Genomic DNA, 22,782 nt, shown 5'->3' with positions numbered 1-22,782 from the left:
TTTACGTTCCGCAATTAACCGAAGAATTTCTGACCGTTCTTGGCCATTTCACGCAACTTCTCGGTCGGGTGATACATGGCACCGAACTCGGCATATTTGTCGGCCATAGCAACGAACTCAGCTACACCGATAGTGTCGATGTAACGCAGGGCGCCACCACGGAAGGGCGGGAAGCCAATACCGTAGATCAGGCCCATGTCAGCATCAGCTGCGGATTCAACGATGCCATCTTCCAGGCAACGTACAGTTTCCAGGCACAGCGGAACCATCATGATCTCGACGATTTCTTCGTCAGTGAACTCACGCTGCTCAAGCACAACCGGCTTCAGCAACTCATAGGTTTCCTGATCGACGACCTTCTTCGGCTTGCCCTTCTTGTCCATCTCGTAGGCGTAGAAGCCTTTGCCGGTCTTCTGGCCCAGACGGTTGGCTTCATACATGACATCGACCGCAGTCTTGGTCTTGTCAGCCATACGATCAGGGTAACCTTCCGCCATGACGTCACGGCCGTGATGGCCGGTATCCATGCCGACGACATCCATCAGGTATGCCGGGCCCATGGGCCAGCCGAATTTTTCCATCAGCTTGTCGACGCGCTGGAAGTCAGCACCCATACCGATCAGGCGAGCAAAACCACCGAAGTACGGGAACAGGATGCGGTTGACCAAAAAGCCGGGGCAGTCGTTGACCACAATCGGCGTCTTGCCCATCTTCTTCGCGTAGGCAACCGTCGTAGCAACAGCGCGGTCACTGGACTTCTCGCCACGGATAACTTCCACCAGCGGCATCATGTGTACCGGGTTGAAGAAGTGCATACCGCAGAAGTTTTCCGGGCGCTTGAGCGCCTGAGCCAGATAGGTGATAGAGATGGTCGAGGTGTTGGAAGCGATGATGGCATCGTCCTTCACATGACCTTCCACCTCAGCCAGCACGGCGTGCTTGACCTTGGGGTTCTCGATCACAGCTTCAACAACGATATCGACGTTGCCAAAATCACCGTAGGACATGGTCGGGCGAATGGCGTTCAGCGCCTGCGCCATCTGTTCCGGCTTCATGCGGCCCTTGGCCACACGCTTGCCGAGCAGCTTGGAGGCTTCGTCCAGACCCAGCTGGATACCCTCTTCACGGATATCCTTCATCAGGATCGGCGTGCCCTTGACGGCTGACTGGTAGGCAATACCACCGCCCATAATCCCGGCACCGAGCACGGCAGACAGGTTCACGTCGGCCGCTTCCTTGTCATACTGCTTGGCTTTGCGCTTGAGCTCTGTGTCGTTCAGGAACAGACCGACCAGCGCCTGGGTAACCGTGGTTTTGGCCAGTTTGGCAAAACCTGCAGCTTCCACTTCCAGCGCTTTTTCACGACCGTGATTGGCAGCTTTCTGGATGGTTTTGACCGCTTCCAGCGGCGCCGGATAGTTCGGACCCGCCTGACCGGCAATGAAACCCTTGGAGGTTTCGAAGGCCATCATCTGCTCGATGGTATTCAGCTTGATCTTTTCCAGCTTGGGCTGACGCTTGGCCTTGTAGTCCAGCTCGCCGGCAATGGCACGCTTGACAGTAGCCACGGCCGTTTCTTTCAACTTGGCCGGCTCAACCACAGCATCCACGGCACCGACTTTCAGTGCCTTGTCGGCACGCTGTTCAGCGCCGGCACAGACCCACTCGATGGCGTTATCGACGCCAATCACACGCGGCATACGTACAGTACCGCCAAAACCCGGGTAGATGCCCAGCTTGACTTCCGGCAGACCAACTTTCGCAGCGCTGGACATGACGCGATAGTCACAGGCCAGGCACATTTCAAAACCACCGCCCAACGCCATGCCATTGATGGCGGCTACCGTGGGCACATTGAGGTCTTCAAATGCATTGAAAACCTTGTTGGCTTCCAGATTACCGGCGACCAGGTCTTCTTCAGGGAGCTGGAAAGTCCCGACGAATTCGGTGATGTCGGCGCCGACAATGAATACATCCTTGCCGGAGGTGACAACAACGCCCTTGATGCTGCTGTCGCCCTGAATGGCTTCAACGGCTGCCTGAAACTCGGCCATGGTGGCCCGGTTGAATTTGTTGACCGACTCGCCCTGCAGGTCGAATTTGAGTTCGACGATGCCGTCTTCGAGGGCCTGAACCGTGATGGCTTTACCTTCGTAAATCATCAACTGATCTCCACGCTGTGAAAGCACATGAGAAACATCTGGTGGCTGGCCCGGAAGGCTCTACCGCCAGTGTCATGAACGTCCCGAGTTAGGGATTGCCCGGTTTTAGCCGTACAATTCATACACTTGTTTGATTCGGGTGCGCACACCTTCTGCGAAAACGCCCAACTTGTCAATCTGTGGAGGCGTAAGCGATGTGACCAACCAGTCTAGACCATTTTGAAGTCGAGCTTGCATAACAATACATATCAATGGGTTATGCATCTTTCGAAAAGTAAACACTGAACAGCAGGCCTTTAAATGGCAACGCAATAAAACCTTTTCGGCATAAAATGACCATCCAGTACGAGCGTATCGGGAATGCATAAAAACCGCTGGACGATAGCAAGGTTGCTGCTACTATCGAGCAAAAGAATACCAATTCAGGGGATCTCATGCTCTATAACCACGTTCTGGTGGCCGTTGATCTGATTGAGGAATGTCGCAGTGTCGCCGACCATGCTGTGGCCCTGGCGAAAACGCTGGATGCCCGACTCACCCTGCTGCACGTGGTTGAGCCCCTGGCTATGGCCTACGGGGGTGATGTGCCGATGGACCTGTCGATGCTGCAGCAACAGCAATTTGAACAGGCCAAGGAAAAGATGCAGCTGTTTGCCGGCGACTACGGCCTGCCCGAAGACCAGCTGCAAATTGCCTTCGGTCACCCACGGCAGGAAATACACCGGGTTGCCGACGAACAGGACTGCGATCTGATTGTTGTTGGCAGCCACGGCCGGCATGGTCTGGCATTACTGCTCGGCTCTACTGCCAACGACGTCCTGCATGGCGCACCCTGCGATGTGATAGCCGTGCGCCTGGGCAAGAAATCCAGCAAGCCCTGAGCACCGGGTTCATGCCCTGCCCGCCTCAAAGCAAGGGCAGCTCGATCCCGGCAAACAAGGCTTCCAGCTCCTGCCGGGTATGCGCAGCCAGAGCCTGGTCGACAATCTCCCGTGTCAGGTGCGGTGCGAAAGCCTGGATAAAATCGTACATAAAGCCGCGCAGGAAAGTACCTTTGCGAATGCCTATTTTTGTGATGCTGGGTTCGAACAGTTTGCTGGCATCAATGGTAACCAGGTCCTGGTCGGTCTTCGGGTCCAGTGCCATATGCGCGACGATACCCACACCCAAACCCAGACGCACATAGGTCTTGATCACATCCGCATCGGCGGCGGTGAACACCACTTTGGGCGCCAGCCCCCGATGGCTGAAGGCTTCATCCAGTTTCGAACGCCCGGTAAAGCCGAATACATAAGTTACCAGTGGGTGATCAGCCAAGGCGTCCAGCGTCAGCTCCGGCAACTCGGTCAGCGGATGACCCCGCGGAACGATGACGCATCGGTTCCAGCGATAACAGGGCATCATCACCAGATCGGTGAATAGCTCCAACGCCTCGGTAGCAATAGCGAAGTCGGCAGTGCCGTCCACTGTCATTTCGCAAATTTGCACCGGCGTGCCCTGGTGCATGTGCAGGGATACGTCAGGATAACGCTCGATAAAGCCACTGATCACCGGCGGCAATGCATAACGGGCCTGAGTGTGCGTGGTCGCAAGGGTCAGAGTGCCCTTGCGCTCATTGCTGAACTCCTGGGATATCTGCTTGATGCTTTCGACTTTGCGTAAAATCTCGCCGGCAGTAGCAATGATGCGCTCACCTGCCGGAGTTATTCGCGTAAGGTGCTTGCCGCTGCGGGAGAAGACTTCAACACCCAGCTCGTCTTCCAGCAGCCGGATCTGCTTGCTGATACCGGGTTGGGACGTAAACAGGCTTTGCGCCGTGGCAGAGACGTTCAGGTCGTGATGCGCCACTTCCCAGATGTAACGCAGTTGCTGAAGCTTCATCGATATTCCCCCTGCGGTCTGACCAACGCCAAACCAGCTTTATAACCATAAAGCACAGTATGAGCTTTTATCTTAGATTGTTTATTTAGAAAAGCCAGCAGGCAAACAAGAACCCATTCTGCATGCACCCTCTTCGTCACCGCGATGCCACAGACCGTGACGACCTGACATTCAGGGGATGTGCTTTTCAGGGCTTCAGACCGCTCATTCGTCCGTAACTTGCAGGTTACTGATCCCGTGCGGCACATGCCCGGTGGGTACGACGCCGCTGGCACGTTGGCAGTGGCCTTCCTGGTCGTCGAAGAAGAGGTCCGCACCGAAGGCGCGGAGGAAAGCAGATTTGTCCATGCCGCCGAGGAACAGGGATTCGTCGAGGCGAATGTCCCAATCGCGCAGGGTGCGGATGACGCGTTCGTGCGCGGGGGCACTGCGGGCGGTGACCAGCGCGGTGCGGATCGGGCAGGCGTCGGCGACTTCGGGGAATTCTGCCTGGATCTTGCTCAGTGCCGCGAGGAAGGATTTGAACGGCCCACCTGCCAGGGGCTGGTGGGCGTTTTGTTGTTCCCGCGCCTGAAAGGCGGCCAGACCTTCACGCTGGAAGATCTGTTCGGATTCGTCGGAAAACAGCACGGCATCACCATCAAAGGCGATGCGCAATTCGTCACCGCTTTCCCGCCGGATACCGGAGGCCAGAATGGTGGCGGCGGCAAAGCCTGCATCCAGAGTGCTGCGTACGTCATCGGCATGAGTGGACAGGAACAGATGACAGCCAAAGGCCGGGATATAGCCGAAGGGGGAACGGCCGCCGGCGAAGGCGGCGCGGGTAATGCTGAGGCCGTAATGCTGGATGGAGTTGAACACCCGCAGGCCGGTGTCGGCGCTGTTGCGCGACAGCAGGACGACTTCAACGCGGCTGTCGCCTTCCAGCAGGGTGTTGATATGCAGCAGCTTTTGCACCAGGGCAAAGGCTTCGCCGCGCTCCAGGGGTTGGTCTTCGCGGGCTATCTGGTATTGCCGGTAGGCTTCCAGCCCTTCCTGCTCGAATACCTGATGGCTTTCGCTCAGGTCAAACAGGGCGCGGGATGAAATCGCGATGACCAGTTTATCCCCCAGTTGTGCGGGCATGTGCTCTCCTTGTGCGGGCCTCGGTTGCGTCAGGCGTCGGCCAGCCGGCGGGCCTGAATAAAGCGCAGCATGTTCAACAGAACTTCGGTTTTCGGCATCTCGGCACCGGCGGCTTTGGCCAGGGCAATGGGTTCAGCATACAGGCTGTCCAGCTCCATCGGGCGCTTGTGCTTCCAGTCCTGATACATGCTCGGGTAATAATCGGGCATTTTTGCGGTGGCGGCCAGCAGATTATCGGCAAAACCGTCCGGAATCGGGTGACCGCAGGCGGCGGCTGCCGTGGTGATTTCGGCCATGAAGTCGGTGATCAACTGGCGGCTGCCGGGGTCTGTGAGCATGGCATCGGTGCCGGCGTCGAGCACCACGGAAGCGCCGTTGAAGGGGCCGTTCCAGATCAGCTTCTGCCAGCGGGCAGCATCCACGTTGGGCAGAATGCGGGTGGGAATACCAGCCGTTTTCAACATCTCGGCCAGTTCACCGATGATGGCCTGGACACCCTCTTCGTCCGTGGCCGGGCCGGAATGGTAGCCAAAGTCGATCAGGCCGTTGGCGCCGTGGGTAATGTGACCGGGTTCAGTACGGAACAGGCTGACGTAGCACAGGCCACCCATCAGGTGCACGTGATCTGGCAGCAGCTTGCGCATGCTGGCTTCGTTGTTCAGGCCATTCTGCAGCAATACGACTTTGGCGCCTTCGGCGGCAGCGGCGCTGACAATCGGCGCCAGGGTCGGGTTACTGGTGGATTTGGCGCCGACCAGCAGCCAGTCGCAGGCGGGCATCTCAGCGACGTCGCGGTAGGCCTGGACCGGGTGCAGGTGCAGCTCGCCATGCACCGGGCTGTGCACGAACAGGCCGTGTTCGGCGACGGCGTCGTATTCGCTGCGCAGCAGAAAGTGTACGTCAAAACCGGCCCTGGCGAGCATCAAGCCGTAAAAGCCGCCGATGGCGCCGGTACCGATGATTCCGATGCGGGGTGATGTTTGCATGACTGCCTCTCGTTACATTCATTATTGGTCTGTTGGGCATGATAGTGCACTTGAGCCGGCCAAACCGTCAGCCATGTGACAATAGCGTATGTGTATGGACTGTTTATGGATTGCCGCGCCGCTGCACTGCTCGCAATGGCAGCCTGGGCTTATTGACCCGCTGTATTAACCCAATACCCCTTTGTGGACTAGCTTGGGGCGGCGTCCTTGATTATGCTGTGCACACTCTAAATAAATGACACTGGCGTGGCGTCAGTCCAGATAACCAATTGAGACTACCGATGGCTGATTTACCGATTGATGACCTGAACATTGCTTCCAACGAAGTGCTGATCACCCCGGCGCAGTTGAAGGCCAAGATCCCCCTGAGCGAAGCGGCACAGCATACGGTGACCGAAAGTCGCCAGGTGATTCGTGACATTCTGGACGGCAAAGACCATCGCTTGTTTATCGTTATCGGTCCCTGCTCTATTCATGACCTGGATGCGGCAATGGACTACGCCAAGCGCCTCAAGGAACTGGCCGCCGAGGTCAAGGATACCCTGTACCTGGTCATGCGAGTGTACTTCGAAAAGCCCCGCACCACAGTCGGCTGGAAAGGTCTGATCAACGACCCTTACCTGGATGACTCATTCAAGATTGAAGACGGCCTGCATATCGGGCGCAAACTGTTGCGTGATCTGGCCGAGATGGGATTGCCGACAGCGACTGAAGCGCTGGACCCGATTTCACCCCAGTATCTGCAAGACCTGATTTCATGGTCAGCGATTGGCGCGCGCACCACCGAGTCGCAAACACACCGCGAGATGTCTTCCGGCCTGTCCTCGGCCGTCGGTTTCAAGAACGGCACTGACGGCGGCCTGACTGTTGCCATCAACGCTCTGCAGTCGGTCTCCAGCCCGCACCGTTTCCTCGGCATCAACCAGGATGGCCAGGTGTCCATCGTAACCACCAAGGGCAACCAGTACGGCCATGTGGTATTGCGTGGTGGTAATGGCAAGCCCAACTATGATTCGGTCAGCGTGTCACTCTGCGAACAGGATTTGGCCAAGGCGAAGATCAAACCGAACATCATGGTGGACTGCAGCCATGCCAACTCGAACAAGGATCCGGGCTTGCAGCCACTGGTAATGGATAATGTGGCCAACCAGATTCTCGAGGGCAATACGTCCATTATCGGCTTGATGGTTGAAAGCCATATCGGCTGGGGCAACCAGTCGATACCCAAAGACCTGAAAGATCTTGAATACGGCGTATCCATCACCGATGCCTGCATTGATTGGGATACGACAGTGAAGAGCATTCGCAGCATGCATGCGAAGATCAAGGATGTGCTGCCCAAGCGGGATCGCAACTAACCCCCGGCTGGATTTATCAGCTGGAAAGAAAGCCATCGCGGTTACCCGCGGTGGCTTTTCTGTCTGAGCCGGTCAACTATGGAAAAATGCTTCAGCCGAGGTTGACGACAATCCGACCGACCATTTTGCCGGCGAGGATCTTGTCAATTTCTGCCGGTAGCTGGTCCAGGCTGATTTCACGCTCCAGATTGTGCAGGTCGGTCTTCCATTGCACCGAGAGCAAGTCCCACATCGACGCTTTGACGACCAGGGGCTGTTCAACCGAGTCGATACCCAGCAGATTGACGTTGCGCAAAATAAAAGGAAATACGCTGGCATTGAACTGGCCGCCTGCGGTCATGCCACAGCAGGCCACACTGGCGCCGTAGCGCAATGACTTGACCACATTGAACAGGATGTCGCCGCCCACAGTATCCACCGCACCGGCCCACTGATCTTTCAGCAGCACCTTGTCTTTGCCACTTTCCAGTGTGCTGCGATCAACAATCTGGTTGGCGCCCAGCTTGCGCAAAAAATCCGCTTGCAGGGCTTTGCCGGTAGACGCTGCAACCTCGTAGCCTTTGGTGCTGAGCATGGCCACGGCGATGCTGCCTACGCCTCCGGTAGCACCGGTCACCAGCACCGGCCCCTGGCCGGGCGCCAGTCCAGCGTGCTCCAGCTTGTCAATGCACAGAGCAGCCGTCAGCCCCGCCGTACCCAGCACCATGCTGTCGCGCAAGCTCAGGCCCTGCGGACGACGCAAGACCCAGTCAGCCGGGACACGGATATACTGACCAAATCCCCCGCTGGTATTCATGCCCAGATCGTACCCGGTGACGATAACTTCATCACCGGCGGTAAAATCACCGACCGAACTGGCTTCAACCACACCGGCAGCATCAATGCCCGGTGTGTGCGGAAAGTTGCGGGTAACGCCCTTGTTGCCACTGGCGGACAATGCATCCTTGTAGTTCAGGGAAGAATATCTGACCCGAATCAGCACTTCACCCGGGGGCAGATCATCAATCTTGCGGTTGACCACTTCAGACTGATATTGCCCTTCAGTTTCGCTGACCAGCAACGCCTTGAATTCAGACATACGACTCTCCTACCAAAAACGCTGATTGTGAAAGCGTGACGCCCAGGTCAGCAGCAAACGGTCAAGCACCGATGCAGTGCCCCCGGCCAGCTTGTCCTGCAACTTCTTGCGCTGCACGTAACGCAGTTCAAAAACATCGGCCTGCCGGACCCGCTCGGTCAGGTACTGATCGCTGGTTTTAAGTTCATCGGCAAGCTTCTGCTCCAACGCATCCGCCCCGAACCAGACTTCTCCGGTAGCGACCTGATCAATATCCAGTGCCGGACGATAGTCACTGACAAAGCGCTTGAACAGGCGATGAATGGTTTCCAGATCCTGTTTGAACTTTTCCCGGCCCTGCTCCGTATTTTCACCGAACAGGGTCAATGTACGCTTGTATTCGCCAGCGGTGAGCATTTCGTAATCAATATCATGCTTTTTCAGCAGTCGATTGAAGTTGGGCAACTGCGCAACCACGCCAATCGAGCCCAGCATGGCAAAAGGAGCCGCCATGATCCGGTTGCCAATACAGGCCATCATGTAACCACCACTTGCCGCCACCTTGTCGATGCAAATGGTCAGCGGAATACCGGCATCACGCACCCGCACCAGCTGCGAGGCTGCCAGACCATAAGCATGGACCATGCCACCGGCACTTTCCAGCCGGACCACAACTTCATCGCTGGCCCTGGCCAGCTCCAGCACGGCAGTCACCTCATGCCGCAAATGCTCCAATGCACCCGCCTTGATGTCGCCATGAAAGGTCAGTACATATACTCGAGGTGCATCTTCGGTGCCCTTGGCGCGTTTTTTTTCCTGCAGCTTGCGCGCCTTGTGCATGGCCTTGTACGCCTGTTTGTCGAGCACCTCTGCACCCAGGACTTCCGTCATGCTGGCCAGGCGATCATTCAATTTGTGGACCTGCAATGAACCTTCATTGCCGCGCTGCCGTTCTTTCAGCGAGGCAATGAGCGCAACAATCAGAAAGACCACAACCAGCACAGTCGCTGCCTTGGCCATGAACAGTGTGTAATCACCCAACCATTCCACCGGGTATCTCCTTGTCTAGACGTTCCTGCAAGCATACAGGAACAGTCCTCAAGGGTGACAGCAACAGGCTGCAGGTAAAATTCAAACGATCGTATGAATTTGTATTGACAGCAGCCAGAGAGGCTCCTAATCTCGGCAGTGGGCTTAGCCACAGAGCCTTGCTCACACCCCACAAGATAAGGAAGGATTGCTCATGACTACTGTTGCCGATATCGTCAGCAAGATGGACTCCCGCTTCAATGCATCTGCCGCCCAGGGCCTGGACATCGTATTCCAGTTCAACATTGAAGATGACAACAACTTCAATGTAGCCGTCAAGGACGGTACCTGCGACGTCAATACCGGCGAAGCTGCCAATCCGACCGTTACCCTGATCATGGATAGCGATACGCTGGTTGGTATCATGACCGGCGAGACCGACGGCATGCAGGCCTTCATGTCTGGCAAGCTGCGCGCCGAAGGCGACATCATGCAGGCCATGAAGCTGGGTGAACTTTTCCCCGCTGGCTGATAGACCGGAGCGCCGGACCACGCTGCCGGCGCTCTACCTTCGTCCGCTTTCGCTACTCACGCCCCACCTTGCCCTGCCTGCTTGACTCTGCCATCGTGGCCTGACAACCATTCGGTTGGCCTCCAGCCGCATCAGCCCAGCCAATTCAGCAACAACACGCTGACTGATAACGGGTTTCAAACGACCGTTTGATCTTGTTACGCAGACAGAGCTGGATTAGATTAACCGACTATTCCGACAACGACCCTAAAGGACAGCCATGACTCTGACAGACCAGGCGAGCCAGATTCGCGCCGGCGAAGAGCTGGATGCAGACGCAGTAGATCGCTACCTGAAAAGCCATATCGAGGGCCTGCAAGGCAGCCCGAAGATCCGCCAGTTCCCCGGTGGTGCCTCGAACCTGACCTATCTGATCGCCTACCCGGAACAGGAATTCGTTCTGCGTCGGCCGCCCTTCGGCGTCAAGGCCAAATCAGCCCACGACATGGGCCGTGAGTACCGCATTATCAGCCAACTGAAAGATGGCTTTCCCTATTGCCCTAAAGCTTACGTTCACTGCACCGACGAAAGCGTTCTGGGTTGTGAGTTCTATGTCATGGAACGGGTCAACGGGGTTATTCTGCGCGCTGATCTTCCAGCGGAACTTGGCCTGGATGAAGCCAGCACGCGGGAGCTGTGCAAAAGCTTTATCGACAAGTTTGTCGACCTGCACAATGTTGATTACGCTGCTTGCGGGCTTGGCGATCTGGGTAAACCCGAAGGCTATGTCGAGCGCCAGATTGAAGGCTGGATCAGCCGTTACAACAAGGCAATCACCCCGGATGCACCGAACTGGGAACCCGTCATGGCCTGGTTGCGCGAAAAAATGCCGGCTGACCATCACAAGCCCGGGCTGGTGCACAATGACTACCGTTTTGACAATGTGATTCTCGACCCGGACAACCCGATGCAGATCATCGGCGTGCTCGACTGGGAAATGACCACGATTGGCGACCCGCTGATGGATCTGGGCAACACTCTCGCCTACTGGATTCAAGCCGACGATCCGGCCCCGGTGCAGGCCATGCGCCGTCAGCCCAGCCACGCCCCGGGCATGCTGACCCGTCAGGAGTTTGCCGACTACTACGCCGAGCGCGCCGGAATCGAGATCAACAATCTGGACTATTACTACACCTACGGCCTGTTCCGTTTGGCCGGAATCGTCCAGCAGATCTACTATCGCTACTACCATGGTCAAACCCAGGACCAGCGCTTTGCGGCCTTTATCGGCATGAACAAGCTGCTGGAACAGATGAGCCTGCAGGTTATTGATCAATCAACGCTGTAATTCACCAGGAACAAGGATTTACCCCATGCAAAAGACCCAACTGTTTGACCTCGATGGCAAGGTAGCGCTGGTAACTGGCGCCAGCCGCGGTATCGGTGAAGCCATTGCCAAGCTGCTGGCTCAGCAAGGTGCCCACGTGATTGTATCCAGCCGCAAGGTAGAAGACTGCCAGAAAGTCGCTGACGCCATTGTTGCTGCCGGCGGCAAGGCCAGTGCCATGGGTTGCCACATTGGTGAAATGGAGCAGATCACCAACACGGTTGCAGCGATTCGCGAGCAATTCGGCAAACTGGACATTCTGGTCAACAATGCCGCTGCCAACCCCTACTTCGGCAACGTACTGGATACCGACCTCGGTGCCTTCCAGAAGACAGTCGACGTGAATATTCGCGGCTACTTCTTCATGTCGATTGAAGCCGGCAAACTGATGCGCGAGAACAAGAGTGGCGTGATTCTCAACGTGGCTTCGGTCAATGGCCGCGTACCCGGTGACATGCAGGGCATCTACTCGATGACCAAAGCCTCGGTGATCAACATGACCCAGGTGTTTGCCCGCGAGTGTGCCCAGTTCGGCATTCGCTGCAACGCCCTGCTGCCGGGTCTGACCGACACCAAGTTTGCTTCAGCGCTGACCAGCAACGACAGCATCATGAAGCAAGCCCTGCAACGCATTCCACTTCGTCGTGCAGCCGATCCGACTGAAATGGCTGGTACCGTGCTGTATCTGGTCAGCGACGCGTCCAGCTACACCACAGGGACGACAGTCACGGTTGACGGCGGCATGCTCGCCTGAAGCAATGGCCGGCTATTGCAGCCGGCCAGTATTATCAGTCTGTCAGGGCTGCCCTGTCAGAGCGCTTGCTGCCTGCGCATTCAGTGGCACTGGCGTCAAACCGGTCGGCCCTGCCTCGATAGCAAAACGCGCTCCGTCAGCCAGGGGCATGAAATTGATGCTGAATGCATCAGCCGCCAGCCACCCACGCCCGCTACCACCATCCAGCCAATGCCATGGGTCCCGCCAGGCCGGCGTGTTGTGCAACTCGAGCTGGGTCGCACCCGCCCGTTGCCGTTCCAGCAACAGAAAACGACCACTCAGGCGATAGGGCCGATAGCCGTCCTGCAGGCCAATGGCGTGCGCCAGACCTTGCCACCGCAGTACCTGCAAATCCAGACGCCAAAGATCCCCCTGCAATGAGTGAACATGCGTTTTACCGGCATGCTGCAAGCGTAAATCGTGACCGGCATTGGTTGCGCGGATCTCCACGGTAAACAGACGACCTTCCAGTGGCAACGCCTGATAACGGGACAGGTCCCAGGCAATCAGACCAAGAACCAGCGTGAACAACAGCAACAGCGTGATCAGCTGCCCACGCAGCCAGCCCAACAACCAGTTCAAACGCCATCCGATACGGATGGTAATGATCAGCAGAATACATGCCAGCAACAGCAGCACTCCGGCCAATCCCGCATATTGCATAGACATGATGAACTCCGTTTCAGAGCGGTGGTGGCGGCTCGGACTGGCCACGCAAACGGGCCAGATGACAGTCAATCAACCAGCGAGATATGGTTCCGCGCGGTGGGATCTGCGGGAGCTGATCGACAGGCCACCAGTACGCTTCTTCAATCTCGCCGGGTTGCGGCACGATCTCACCGCTCTGGTAGCGGGCATGAAAACCCAGCATCAACGAATTCGGGAACGGCCAGTTCTGGCTGCCCAGATATTCAATATCAGTGACTTCAAGCCCGACCTCTTCCATCACTTCACGATGCAGACATTCTTCAACTGATTCACTGGGTTCGATAAAACCGGCCAGGGTACTGAAGAAACCGGCAGGAAAGCGCGGCGAGCGGGCCAGCAAAACTTCATCATCCCGGGTAATCAGCACAATAATGCACGGTGCCAGTTTGGGATACTGGGTCTGCGCGCAAGGCTCGCAATGCATAGCCCGGTCATTCGCATGAGGCTGCATGCGATGACCACAGCGACCGCAAAACTGATGAGTGTCGTACCAGGCATCCAGCTGCTGGGCCAGCCCCAGCACACGAAACACGACATCCTCTACCTGGCCAATCAGACTGCGCAGCCCATGCCAGCTAAGACCAGGAAAGCTGTCCGCAGATTCCAGTCGCCAGACTTCACAGGGATGACCATCAACATAACCAATAAACAGCGTGTGTTGTACATTCCCGATATAGCGCGCAGTGTCCGGGTCGAGCAGAAAGCTGCCCTGATAGAGAGCAAATTGCTGCTGACTGATGATCAGGCAACGCGTAGCTGCCTGCGGACTGCTGAAACTGCTCGCCGGGGTAAAACCTGCCAGCATGTTTACTCCTGAGTAACCGGATAACCGAGCTGAGCCAGGCCGTCTTCGGCCATGACCAGGACATCTGCAGCGGAAGCGGCTGAGCGTTTGGCAGATTCCAGATAGAACTCGATACCCGTCAAGGCGTCAGCCAGTACATCCAGCTGACGCGCATCCGGTACCTGTTTTTTATCCAGCATATTGTGCTGAATGTAATTACTTGCCTGACGAGTGATAGCGGCAGCGCGCGTCATGCCAAGGAAAACCAGGCCACCACGAACGCTTTCCAGCGAGCCGGGCACATTCAACAAATGCATATTGTCATTGCCGGACTCCAGGTAAGCAGTCACGGCGCGCTTGGCCAGTGCCAGACCAGCCTGGGACTCTTCTTTCAAGACGATACGCGCCTCTTTCAATTCCACTGGTTCCTGCGCACTATCTCCGGCGTCATTACGCTGAGCGTAGCTTTGCTGACCGTCAAGCGCATTGGCAGTGGTTTCGGCCTGGAGTACCGCGTCGGCAACCAGTTCCAGTCCCTGGGGCAGGTTTTCCGACGACCACTCGGCTACCCGAGCGGCTGCCAGGCCAAGCCCATCCGATTCACGCGGCAGTTGCAGCATGGCAAAGGTCTTGCTCAAACGTTCCAGCGCAGTGCGCAGGGTTTCCTGCGACTGGTCGATGTCTCCTGCAGCATTGCGCGCCAACAGATCAAGCAAGTCCTTGACCGCAGTAAGTTCTTCTCGCAGCGCATCGGCCAGGGATCGCATGACCTCGACACCCGGCCCTCGCAGGCGCTCAAAGGCCAGCTGCAACTCGGTTTCGGTATAGCCTGGATCGGGCAGGCTGTAGGCCTCACGCACAGCCACTGCGCGATCGCATGAGGCATCAGCCAGGGCAGTCAAAAACAACAGATGCTGCATCAGGCCGCGATCAACGTCGGCGCCGGCAATATCCTGCTTGAGAAAAGGTTTGATCTGACGATCAATGCGGGCGAAGAGCCGCTTGCGCTCGGATGTCATTGCCAGGGGGGTCTGCTCGGCGGCCTCCAGAGCCGCATCAGTCACCCAGCACAGATTGGCCGCGGCTTGCGGCAGCGCATCCATCCAGCGTTGCAGTGCCCGGCGCATCAAGGGCGCAGCAGCTCGGGCATCATCATCGCGCAACAGGGTCAACAAACCGACCTGATACATCTGCCGCAAACGCGCCATGCTGCGGGCATCCAACTGTGATTCATTACCCTGCCAGGGTTTGCGCGCCAATCGCTGCGGATCCAGATCGAAGAAAAAGTCTTCGCTCAATGGCGGCAGGCCGCCACGCAGGCTACGAAGCTGATTACTCACCGGCAACAGCAGTTCAGGCAACTCGTGCTCGATACTGCGGGTAAATTCCAGATAACGCTCAAGCTCGAACAGGCTGTCACACAAGGCCGACAATGCATCGTTATGTTGCTCGGCATCATGCTCGGGAATATCCGTCGCCAGGGCGATCATTTCTTCCACCAGCAAGGCTGCCCCACGCAACTCAATCAACGTCAGGGTGCCTCGCAACTGCTGCAAGCCCTCAATTGCCTGCTGCAGCAGACCGCCGTTGTGCCGATCCTCCAGGAATCGCTGCAGTAAATCCTCCACCTCGGACAAGCTGCTCGAAAGCTCCTGCAGGACCAGGTCCAGTGATGTCGCGCCCGTCAACATGGTGTACGCCTCCGCCTTCCCTGTAGCCGACCGATATCAGTCGGCAAAATCCGCTTTTTTCCTGGTCATGTGTGCGGTCATGGCAATCTTCATGTCTTCCGACTGCAACATGGCCGCATTCCAGGTAGCGATATAGTTCAAACCGTCTTCCACACTGTGATCACGACTATAGCGGATCATCTCCTTGGTACCTCGAATCGCCAAGGGGGACTTGCCGGCAATTTCTTCAGCAATGGCTGTTACTCCAGCCAACAAGGCATCCGCATCGGCAAAGCAGCGATTGACCAGACCCAGGGCTGCCGCTTCTTCGCCAGCAAAGCTGCGTCCGGTGTAAGCCAACTCCCGCATCATGCCATCACCAATCAAATGCGGCAAACGTTGCAGAGTGCCAACATCGGCAGCCATACCCATATCGATCTCTTTGATCGAGAAGCTGGCATCGGTTGTGGCATAGCGCATGTCACAGGCGCTGACAAGGTCGATAGCCCCACCAATACAGTAGCCCTGAATGGCTGCAATCACCGGCTTGCGACAATTGTCGACGGCGTTGAACGCCGCTTGCAGACGCAGGACATTACGCCGTATGCGTTCGGCATTGCGGCCGATATCCCGGGTCATCTCCCCGGCTGCCGTCGATAGCAAAGCGAGATCGATACCCGCGGAAAAATGCTTGCCGGCGCCACTGATAATCACCACTCGCGCCTCGTCGGTGGCATCAACCCAATCGAACACCTCAACCATCTCTTCCCAGAAAGCCGCGTTCATGGCATTGAGTTTTTCCGGTCGATTGAGCTGAATGTGGGCAATCTGATTATTCAGTTCAACCTTGAGGCTTTGATACTCGGGCATACGACAACTCCTGGTGAATTATGCAAAAACGCACTGAAACTGATAAAGCGGTGAATCCTCATGTGACTATATCAAGACTCATGGTCACAGGCATCCACAAGCCGTCTCAGTTGTCAGCCGGCGCGCCCTCCCAGAGGACAAAACCAGCGGCCTTCTCTACCGCAGCCAGGCGCTCGGCGTGCAGTTCCAGCTCACCGGCATTGGCGCGCAGCAGCCTCAGTTGCTGACTCAGGTCAGGACTGACCGGCCGCCTGCGGCTAACGCCGCCTTCGGCATCGGCATCCTGACCATGACCCGCCAGGGTCAACGCAGTCTGTCCACCGGTCATGGTCAGATAAACGTCGGCGAGAATCTCGGCATCCAACAAAGCGCCATGCAGGTCGCGCTGGGAGTTATCAATGCCATAGCGCTTGCACAGGGCATCCAGACTGTTGCGTTGGCCCGGATGTTTTTCCCGGGCCATTTTCAGGGTGTCGAGCACCGAGCAGTGGTCCTTCACCACGCCGTGGCCGCGCTTCAGGCGCTGCAACTCGGCGTCGATAAAACCGACGTCAAAGGCCGCATTGTGAATCACCAGACGCGCGCCTTCGATAAAGCGCATGAAGTCATCAACCACATCGCCAAACAGCGGTTTGTCGGCGAGAAAGTCGTTGCTGATGCCGTGTACGGCATAGGCACCTTCGTCGACCTCGCGCTGGGGGTTGATGTAGACGTGATAATGCCGACCGGTCAGCCGTCGACCGACCACTTCGACACAGCCAATCTCGATAATGCGATGCCCGTCACGCAATTCGATGCCCGTGGTTTCGGTATCCAGCACCACTTCACGCATGTTTTTTGCCCCCTTCAGCCAATACCTGTTCAACGCCGAGGTTGGCCAGCTCATCCGCCAATTCATTGCCCGGATGGCCACTGTGGCCCTTGACCCACTGCCATTCAATCTCGTGCTGCTGCACCAGCGCATCCAGCTCACGCCACAGGTCAGCATTTTTCACCGGCTGCTTGCTGGCCGTCTTCCAGCCGCGCTTTTTCCAGTTAGGCATCCATTCACGGATACCTTTCATCACGTACTCCGAGTCAGTCGTCAACCGCACACTGGCCGGCTTTTTCAGCGCAGCGAGCGCCTGAATGGCTGCAGTCAGTTCCATACGGTTGTTGGTTGTGCCCAGCTCGCCGCCAAACAACTTCTTTTCATGCGGCCCAAGCCGCAGCACAGCGCCCCAGCCACCCGGGCCAGGATTGCCCTTGCAGGCACCATCGGTAAAAATTTCTATCGTCTGGGTCATTACTGATTCCGTTTATGGGCCTTGCGGCTACCAGCCACCAAAGGCGGCAAGGTCAATGCCGGAAAAACCGGAGCATGCTCCTGGCGCGGTGTCATGCCAAACATTTGCCGCCGAGCCTGGATAAAATAAAAGCCGGCTCCGGGCAAGTGATACCTGGCCCCGGCACGCTCCAGCCATGCCAGGCGCTGCAACCAGCGGGCCGAAGCCAGCGGCGGACGATAACACCCACCCTGACGTTTCTCCACCGCAAATCCCAGCAGTTCCAGCCAATCGACCAGGCGTGCGGGGCTGACGAAACCCGCCTCGCTGAACCAGTCGCGACCAGCCAGATGATTCATTCCCCAGAGGCTCCACGGGTTAAAACCGAAGATAAGCAAGTGCCCGCCGGCACGCACTGTCTGGCTTGCTTCACGCAGAACACTCCGAGGGCTGAGACAGAAATCCAGACCATGATGCAACAGCACCGCATCCAGGCTCTGTGGCGCAAAGGGCCAACAGGCCTCATCGACCGGCAGCGCTTTTCCATCGGCCTGCAGATCGATACGCCAATGATTGCGCAACGCTTGATGGTTGTCAGTCAGCGGCTCGGTAGCCAGCCCGTAGGTCACCATATGCTGCCCGAAACAGCGTGCCATGGCTTTTTCCAGCGCCGCACGCTCGGCCACCAGCAACATCTCGCCCGCCGGCGTCTGCAACCACTGACGGGCGATGCCCAGCAGGCTGATCAGGTCGGACTGGCTGATGGAGGTATCGGTCATCTCTGGTCTCCGGGGTTGGCCTGGACCGTCTTGCCCACTAAGATACTCCAAAAGACCCGTATCCGGACAGTGATGGCCCTGCCACCCTGCCCGCTCATCCTATTTGCCAAGAGGCTACAGCATGCTCGAATTTATTCCCCTGCGCGCCTTCAGTGACAACTACATCTGGTTGTTGGTCGATCAGGAGAATAACCGGGCGGCGGTCGTCGACCCCGGTGATGCCAAACCGGTTGTGACCTGGCTCGGGCGTCATCCTGAGTTTACGCTGACGCATATCATCATCACCCACCACCACCCGGACCACATTGGTGGCCTGGCAACACTGAAGGCAGCGACCCAGTGCAAGGTGCTGGGCCCGGCAAACGAAAAGATCGACGGTATCGATCAACCGCTGAATGATGGTGACCACGTGAGGGTGCTGGGTCACGAACTGGAAGTCTTTGAGGTGCCCGGACACACCCTCGGGCATATTGCCTATTACTGCGATTGTGCAGACCCTTTTCTGCTCAGCGGCGACACTCTCTTTGCTGGTGGTTGTGGACGCTTGTTTGAAGGCACTCCGGCACAAATGCACACGTCCTTGCAGCGCCTTGCCGCGTTGCCGGAGCAAACCCGGGTGTATTGCGCGCATGAATACACCCTGGCCAATTTGCGCTTCGCGCTGGCGGTGGAGCCGGACAACCGCGAGATCCAGACCCGACTGCATGTTGTGGAAGAGCTTCGGGCCGACGACCGCATCACGTTGCCCAGCAGTATCGGCCTGGAAAAGCAGACCAATCCCTTTATGCGCAGCACCCGGACGTCGGTGCATAAAGCCGCCAATGAGCGCAGCACCGAGCCGGTGGCTGCCGGAGCAGAGACGCTGGCAGTCATTCGCCAATGGAAAGACAGCTTCTGAGTCATCGCCCGGTTGACCCTCGAAGAGCATCTGCCTAGGATACATTGCATTTTACGGACATTTTAATGACAACCACACCCCACTTCGCCAGGGCGCGCTGGCGACTCGGTGCATCTCTTGGCCTGATGTTTTTCCTCGCTGGCTGCCAGACCACCAGCAAGCTGCCAACCGAACCCATTACCCCCCATGCTGAACGCGTATTGCCGGTGCTTCCGGCTGACGTCAAAGCCTCACCCGAACCCGTTGCCGCGTACGAACTGACCGTTCCTGATGACAGCATCTGGGCTCGCATCCGAAGCGGTTATCAGCTGCAGGAGCAGGCACAGAACCAGGCACGCATCCAGCAACAGCTGCATTTCTATGCGCGTCACCCGCGCTATTTCGAGCAGACCGCGCCGCGCGCGGAGCGCTATCTGCATTATGTAGTCGAGCAATTGGAAGAACGGCAGATGCCGAAGGAATTCGCTCTGCTGCCCTTTATCGAAAGCGCCTATAACCCCCAGGCCAACTCGCATGCCCAGGCTGCCGGGATATGGCAGTTTATTCCCTCCACCGGTCGTCACTTCGAGCTACATCAGGACTGGTGGTACGACGGCCGCCGCGACATCACCGCATCGACCCAGGCCGCTCTGGATTACCTCAGTCAACTGAGCGAACGCTTTGAAGGCGACTGGTTGTTGGCACTGGCTGCCTATAACTGCGGCGGTGGATGCGTCAGTCGCGCTATCACGCGTAATGAACAGCAGGGATTGCCGACTGATTACTGGAGCCTGCGCCTGCCGCGCGAAACCATGCACTATGTCCCCAAGTTACTGGCCATGGCGCAGGTGGTTGAACAACCCGAGCGTTTCGGTACCCCCTTGCCCGATCTTCCGGATGCACCCTATTTCGCCGCAATTGACCTGAATCGCCAACTGGACTTGCACAAGGCAGCCGAACTGGCAGAGATTTCACCCAATGAATTGCGCCAACTGAACCCGGCCTACCACCAACGCATTACAGCCCCACGCCGCGAATATCAGTTACTGGTACCCGTCGACAAGGCAGAGAGCTTCAGTGCCGCCCTGGAAGCCCTGCCGGACTCAGCCTGGGTTGACTATCAGCCCTATCAGGTCCGTCGTGGCGACAACCTGTCTACCATCGCCCAGCGCCACAGTGTTTCAATCACCGCGATTCGGGACATCAACAACTTGCGTGGCAACCTGATCCGGGCTGGTCAAACTCTCATGCTGCCGAAGCCGCTGGAGACCGCCCAGGGCAACAATGTACCGCAACAGGCCAGCGCCCAGTCATCCACCTCCAGTTACACTGTGCGCTCAGGTGACAGTCTGTGGACCATTGCCCGCCAACATGGCATCAGTGTCGCCAGTCTGAAACAAACCAACAATCTGAGCAGCAATGCCCTGCAGATCGGCCAACAGCTGCGCTTGCCGGGCAGCACTGCGAGCAACCAGCAGCAGACGACCTACACTGTGCGTTCGGGTGATTCGTTGTACAGTATTGCCCGGCGCTTCAAGATCGAGATTGATCATATCCGCAACTGGAACACGCTGGGGCGGCATTTGCAGCCAGGTCAGCAATTGACCCTTTATCTGCCTTGAGCCCACGCGAGATTGCGTGGGCAGGGCTTTCACTAAGCCCTGCACAGTGTTAGCTTTTTGCCTTTGGGGCCTGGCTGGCTTACACGAACAACAAGGGTTGGCATGCTGAAATCATTGGCCACGGGGCTGTTATTACTGGTGATCGGGGGAGTAGCGCTGGCACAACCGGGCCAGCACGCACTTACTTTGTATGGGGAGCCGCCAAAATATCCGGCGGGCTTCACGCATTTTGACTTCGTTGATCCGAATGCCCCCAAAGGTGGCACCCTGCGCCTGTCCGGTTTTGGCAGCTTTGACTCCCTGAATGGCTTCATCAGTCGTGGCACCAGTGCTGAACGTCTCGGCCTGATCTATGACACCCTGACCTTCCATGCCCTGGACGAGCCCTTTACCGAATACGGTCTGATTGCCGAACGCATTGAGCGAGCCGGCGACAATACCTGGGTACGTTTTCATCTGCGCGACAACGCCCGCTTTCATGATGGTGAAGCCATCACCGCAGATGACGTGGTGTTTACTTTCAATACATTGGTGGACGACGGCGCGCCCTTTTACCGGGCCTATTACGGTGACGTCAAAGAAGTGGTGGCGGATGACCGCCTGACCGTTACCTTTCACTTCCACCACGGTCGCAACCGTGAACTCCCCCTGGTACTCGGCCAACTGCAGGTATTGCCAGCACATTACTGGGCCGAGCACGATTTCACCCGCACAACTCTGGATCCGCCACTGGGTAGCGGCCCCTACCGCATCAGCCGGGTCAATGCCGGGCGCAGCATCAGCTTCGAGCGCGACCCGGACTACTGGGCGAAAGACTTGCCCGTCAACCGCGGCATGTACAATTTCGATCGCATCATGGTCGAGTATTACCGCGATACCGGCGTAGCACTGGAGGCCTTCAAGGCCGGCCAGTTCGACTTCAACCAGGAAGTCAGTGCGCGCAATTGGGCAACCGGCTACAACAGCCCGCCCCTGCGTGACGGCCGCATCATTCAGGAAGAGATTCTCAACAACAATACCCAGGGCATGCAGGGTTTTGTTTTCAACCTGCGCCGCCCGCACTTCCAGGATCGCCGGGTGCGCAAGGCCATCAGCCTGCTGTTCGACTTCGAATGGTCCAACGGCAGCCTGTTCCATAACGCCTATACCCGTAGCGACAGCTACTTCTCCAATTCTGAAATGGCCGCCCATGGCGAGCCGGATGTAGACGAACTGGCCTTGCTGGAGCCCTGGCGCGATCAGCTGCCAGCGAGCACCTTCGGCCCGGCCTGGGTCCCCCCGCGCAACGATGGCAGCGGCATGATACGACCGCGTATGCGTGAAGCCTATCAACTGTTGCTGGACGCCGGCTGGAAAATTGAAAATGATCAGATGGTGAATCCCCAGGGCGAACCGCTGCGGTTTGAATTCTTGCTGGTACAAGCCGATTTCGAGCGTATTCTGCTTCCCTACAAGCGCAACCTGGCCAGCCTGGGTATCGATATGAACCTGCGCCGGGTGGATGTCTCGCAATACATCAACCGCCTGCGCTCGCGGGATTTCGACATGGTGGTCACCAGCTACAGCCAGTCCAATTCACCCGGTAATGAACAGCGTGAATATTGGCACTCTTCCAGCGCCGACAATCCTGGTAGTCGCAATCTGATGGGACTGAAAGACCCGGCAATTGATGCCCTGGTCGAGGGTCTGATCGAATCCGATTCGCGTGAAGAGCTGATTACCCACACCCGCGCACTGGATCGGGTATTGCGTGATGGTCATTACATAGTGCCCAATTTCCACACCCGCTATTATCGCGTAGCCTACTGGAACAAGTTTGCCCATCCACCCGAACCGCCACGCTATGATCTGGGGCTCTATACCTGGTGGGTTGACGAGGCCAGGGACGCTGCCCTGGACGGGCAACACCCGATCATCGACGTCGAGGAAGACTGAG

At 57.3% G+C, this 22,782-nt stretch carries 21 protein-coding genes; 8 read left to right on the top strand and 13 right to left on the bottom strand.

The features are described 5' to 3' along the window. Positions 1-14: 14 nt before the first annotated feature. On the bottom strand, positions 15-2,162 hold the full coding sequence (fadB, locus tag BLU07_RS05420; RefSeq protein ID WP_092384909.1) for a fatty acid oxidation complex subunit alpha FadB: 2,148 nt from the start codon (positions 2,160-2,162) through the stop codon (positions 15-17). A 434-nt stretch (positions 2,163-2,596) separates the two neighbouring features. Here fadB and BLU07_RS05415 point away from each other — a divergent pair, with 434 nt between their 5' ends. After that, a complete protein-coding gene (locus BLU07_RS05415) occupies positions 2,597-3,043 on the top strand; it encodes a universal stress protein (protein ID WP_092384907.1) in 447 nt (148 codons plus the stop codon). Between the two features lie 25 nt (positions 3,044-3,068). On the opposite strand, the gene cysB is transcribed toward BLU07_RS05415, so the two are convergent. From cysB to BLU07_RS05400, 3 genes are all read right to left on the bottom strand, one after another. Further along, positions 3,069-4,043 (bottom strand): HTH-type transcriptional regulator CysB, encoded by a 975-nt coding sequence (cysB, locus tag BLU07_RS05410; RefSeq protein ID WP_092384905.1) that lies wholly within the window; start codon positions 4,041-4,043, stop codon positions 3,069-3,071. Positions 4,044-4,247: 204 nt separating this feature from the next. Beyond that, complete coding sequence (locus BLU07_RS05405; protein ID WP_092384903.1) at positions 4,248-5,168, bottom strand: 5'-nucleotidase; 921 nt, start codon at positions 5,166-5,168, stop codon at positions 4,248-4,250. 29 nt (positions 5,169-5,197) lie between these two features. Then, on the bottom strand, positions 5,198-6,154 hold the full coding sequence (locus BLU07_RS05400) for a putative 2-dehydropantoate 2-reductase (RefSeq protein WP_092384901.1): 957 nt from the start codon (positions 6,152-6,154) through the stop codon (positions 5,198-5,200). A gap of 281 nt (positions 6,155-6,435) precedes the next feature. Between BLU07_RS05400 and BLU07_RS05395 the strand changes: the two genes are divergently transcribed. Next, positions 6,436-7,512 carry a 3-deoxy-7-phosphoheptulonate synthase gene (locus BLU07_RS05395; protein WP_092384899.1) on the top strand — a complete coding sequence of 359 codons (1,077 nt, stop codon included), beginning with the start codon at positions 6,436-6,438 and terminating at the stop codon, positions 7,510-7,512. Positions 7,513-7,603: 91 nt separating this feature from the next. Here the strand turns inward: BLU07_RS05395 and BLU07_RS05390 are convergent, their stop codons facing one another. Both BLU07_RS05390 and sohB read right to left on the bottom strand, forming a co-directional pair. Continuing rightward, the gene (locus tag BLU07_RS05390; protein WP_092384897.1) at positions 7,604-8,590 is read right to left on the bottom strand and encodes a YhdH/YhfP family quinone oxidoreductase; all 987 of its coding nucleotides are present in this window, start codon (positions 8,588-8,590) and stop codon (positions 7,604-7,606) included. 9 nt (positions 8,591-8,599) lie between these two features. Further along, positions 8,600-9,619, bottom strand: a complete 1,020-nt coding sequence (gene sohB, locus BLU07_RS05385; RefSeq protein ID WP_092384895.1) for a protease SohB — start codon at positions 9,617-9,619, stop codon at positions 8,600-8,602. Positions 9,620-9,812: 193 nt separating this feature from the next. On the opposite strand from sohB, the gene BLU07_RS05380 reads away from it, so the two are divergent. From BLU07_RS05380 to BLU07_RS05370, 3 genes are all read left to right on the top strand, one after another. Continuing rightward, complete coding sequence (locus tag BLU07_RS05380) at positions 9,813-10,130, top strand: SCP2 sterol-binding domain-containing protein (RefSeq protein ID WP_092384893.1); 318 nt, start codon at positions 9,813-9,815, stop codon at positions 10,128-10,130. Positions 10,131-10,389: 259 nt separating this feature from the next. Beyond that, positions 10,390-11,457 carry a phosphotransferase family protein gene (locus BLU07_RS05375; RefSeq protein ID WP_092384891.1) on the top strand — a complete coding sequence of 356 codons (1,068 nt, stop codon included), beginning with the start codon at positions 10,390-10,392 and terminating at the stop codon, positions 11,455-11,457. 25 nt (positions 11,458-11,482) lie between these two features. Next, positions 11,483-12,250: an SDR family oxidoreductase gene (locus BLU07_RS05370; protein WP_092384889.1), complete on the top strand. Its 768-nt coding sequence runs from the start codon at positions 11,483-11,485 to the stop codon at positions 12,248-12,250. Between the two features lie 42 nt (positions 12,251-12,292). Here BLU07_RS05370 and BLU07_RS05365 read toward each other — a convergent pair whose 3' ends face one another. From BLU07_RS05365 to BLU07_RS05335, 7 genes are all read right to left on the bottom strand, one after another. Then, positions 12,293-12,940: a hypothetical protein gene (locus BLU07_RS05365; RefSeq protein ID WP_092384887.1), complete on the bottom strand. Its 648-nt coding sequence runs from the start codon at positions 12,938-12,940 to the stop codon at positions 12,293-12,295. A 13-nt stretch (positions 12,941-12,953) separates the two neighbouring features. Further along, positions 12,954-13,784: an NAD(+) diphosphatase gene (nudC, locus tag BLU07_RS05360; RefSeq protein WP_092384885.1), complete on the bottom strand. Its 831-nt coding sequence runs from the start codon at positions 13,782-13,784 to the stop codon at positions 12,954-12,956. 2 nt (positions 13,785-13,786) lie between these two features. Continuing rightward, positions 13,787-15,454, bottom strand: coding sequence for a hypothetical protein (locus BLU07_RS05355; protein WP_092384883.1), 1,668 nt, complete (start codon positions 15,452-15,454; stop codon positions 13,787-13,789). Positions 15,455-15,490: 36 nt separating this feature from the next. After that, entirely contained in the window at positions 15,491-16,303 is an 813-nt protein-coding gene (locus BLU07_RS05350) for a crotonase/enoyl-CoA hydratase family protein (RefSeq protein WP_092384881.1), read from the bottom strand. Positions 16,304-16,409: 106 nt separating this feature from the next. After that, a complete protein-coding gene (dnaQ, locus tag BLU07_RS05345) occupies positions 16,410-17,135 on the bottom strand; it encodes a DNA polymerase III subunit epsilon (protein ID WP_092384879.1) in 726 nt (241 codons plus the stop codon). Continuing rightward, entirely contained in the window at positions 17,128-17,589 is a 462-nt protein-coding gene (rnhA, locus tag BLU07_RS05340; RefSeq protein ID WP_092384877.1) for a ribonuclease HI, read from the bottom strand. Before rnhA ends, dnaQ begins: the two co-directional genes overlap by 8 nt. After that, on the bottom strand, positions 17,589-18,347 hold the full coding sequence (locus BLU07_RS05335; RefSeq protein ID WP_092384875.1) for a class I SAM-dependent methyltransferase: 759 nt from the start codon (positions 18,345-18,347) through the stop codon (positions 17,589-17,591). The genes rnhA and BLU07_RS05335 overlap by 1 nt, the downstream gene beginning before the upstream one ends. Positions 18,348-18,468: 121 nt before the next feature. On the opposite strand from BLU07_RS05335, the gene gloB reads away from it, so the two are divergent. The 3 genes from gloB to BLU07_RS05320 all read left to right on the top strand — a co-directional run bounded on the left by gloB (position 18,469) and on the right by BLU07_RS05320 (position 22,781). Then, complete coding sequence (gene gloB, locus BLU07_RS05330) at positions 18,469-19,245, top strand: hydroxyacylglutathione hydrolase (protein WP_092384873.1); 777 nt, start codon at positions 18,469-18,471, stop codon at positions 19,243-19,245. Between the two features lie 65 nt (positions 19,246-19,310). Continuing rightward, positions 19,311-20,846 carry a LysM peptidoglycan-binding domain-containing protein gene (locus tag BLU07_RS05325; protein ID WP_092384871.1) on the top strand — a complete coding sequence of 512 codons (1,536 nt, stop codon included), beginning with the start codon at positions 19,311-19,313 and terminating at the stop codon, positions 20,844-20,846. Between the two features lie 102 nt (positions 20,847-20,948). Beyond that, positions 20,949-22,781, top strand: a complete 1,833-nt coding sequence (locus BLU07_RS05320; RefSeq protein WP_092384869.1) for an extracellular solute-binding protein — start codon at positions 20,949-20,951, stop codon at positions 22,779-22,781. Position 22,782: the final 1 nt, after the last annotated feature.

Origin of the sequence: Halopseudomonas salegens (genome assembly GCF_900105655.1) — a bacterium.
In the GTDB taxonomy this organism is placed as follows: Bacteria; Pseudomonadota; Gammaproteobacteria; order Pseudomonadales; family Pseudomonadaceae; genus Halopseudomonas; species Halopseudomonas salegens.
This window is presented reverse-complemented; position numbering and strand designations above follow the sequence as displayed.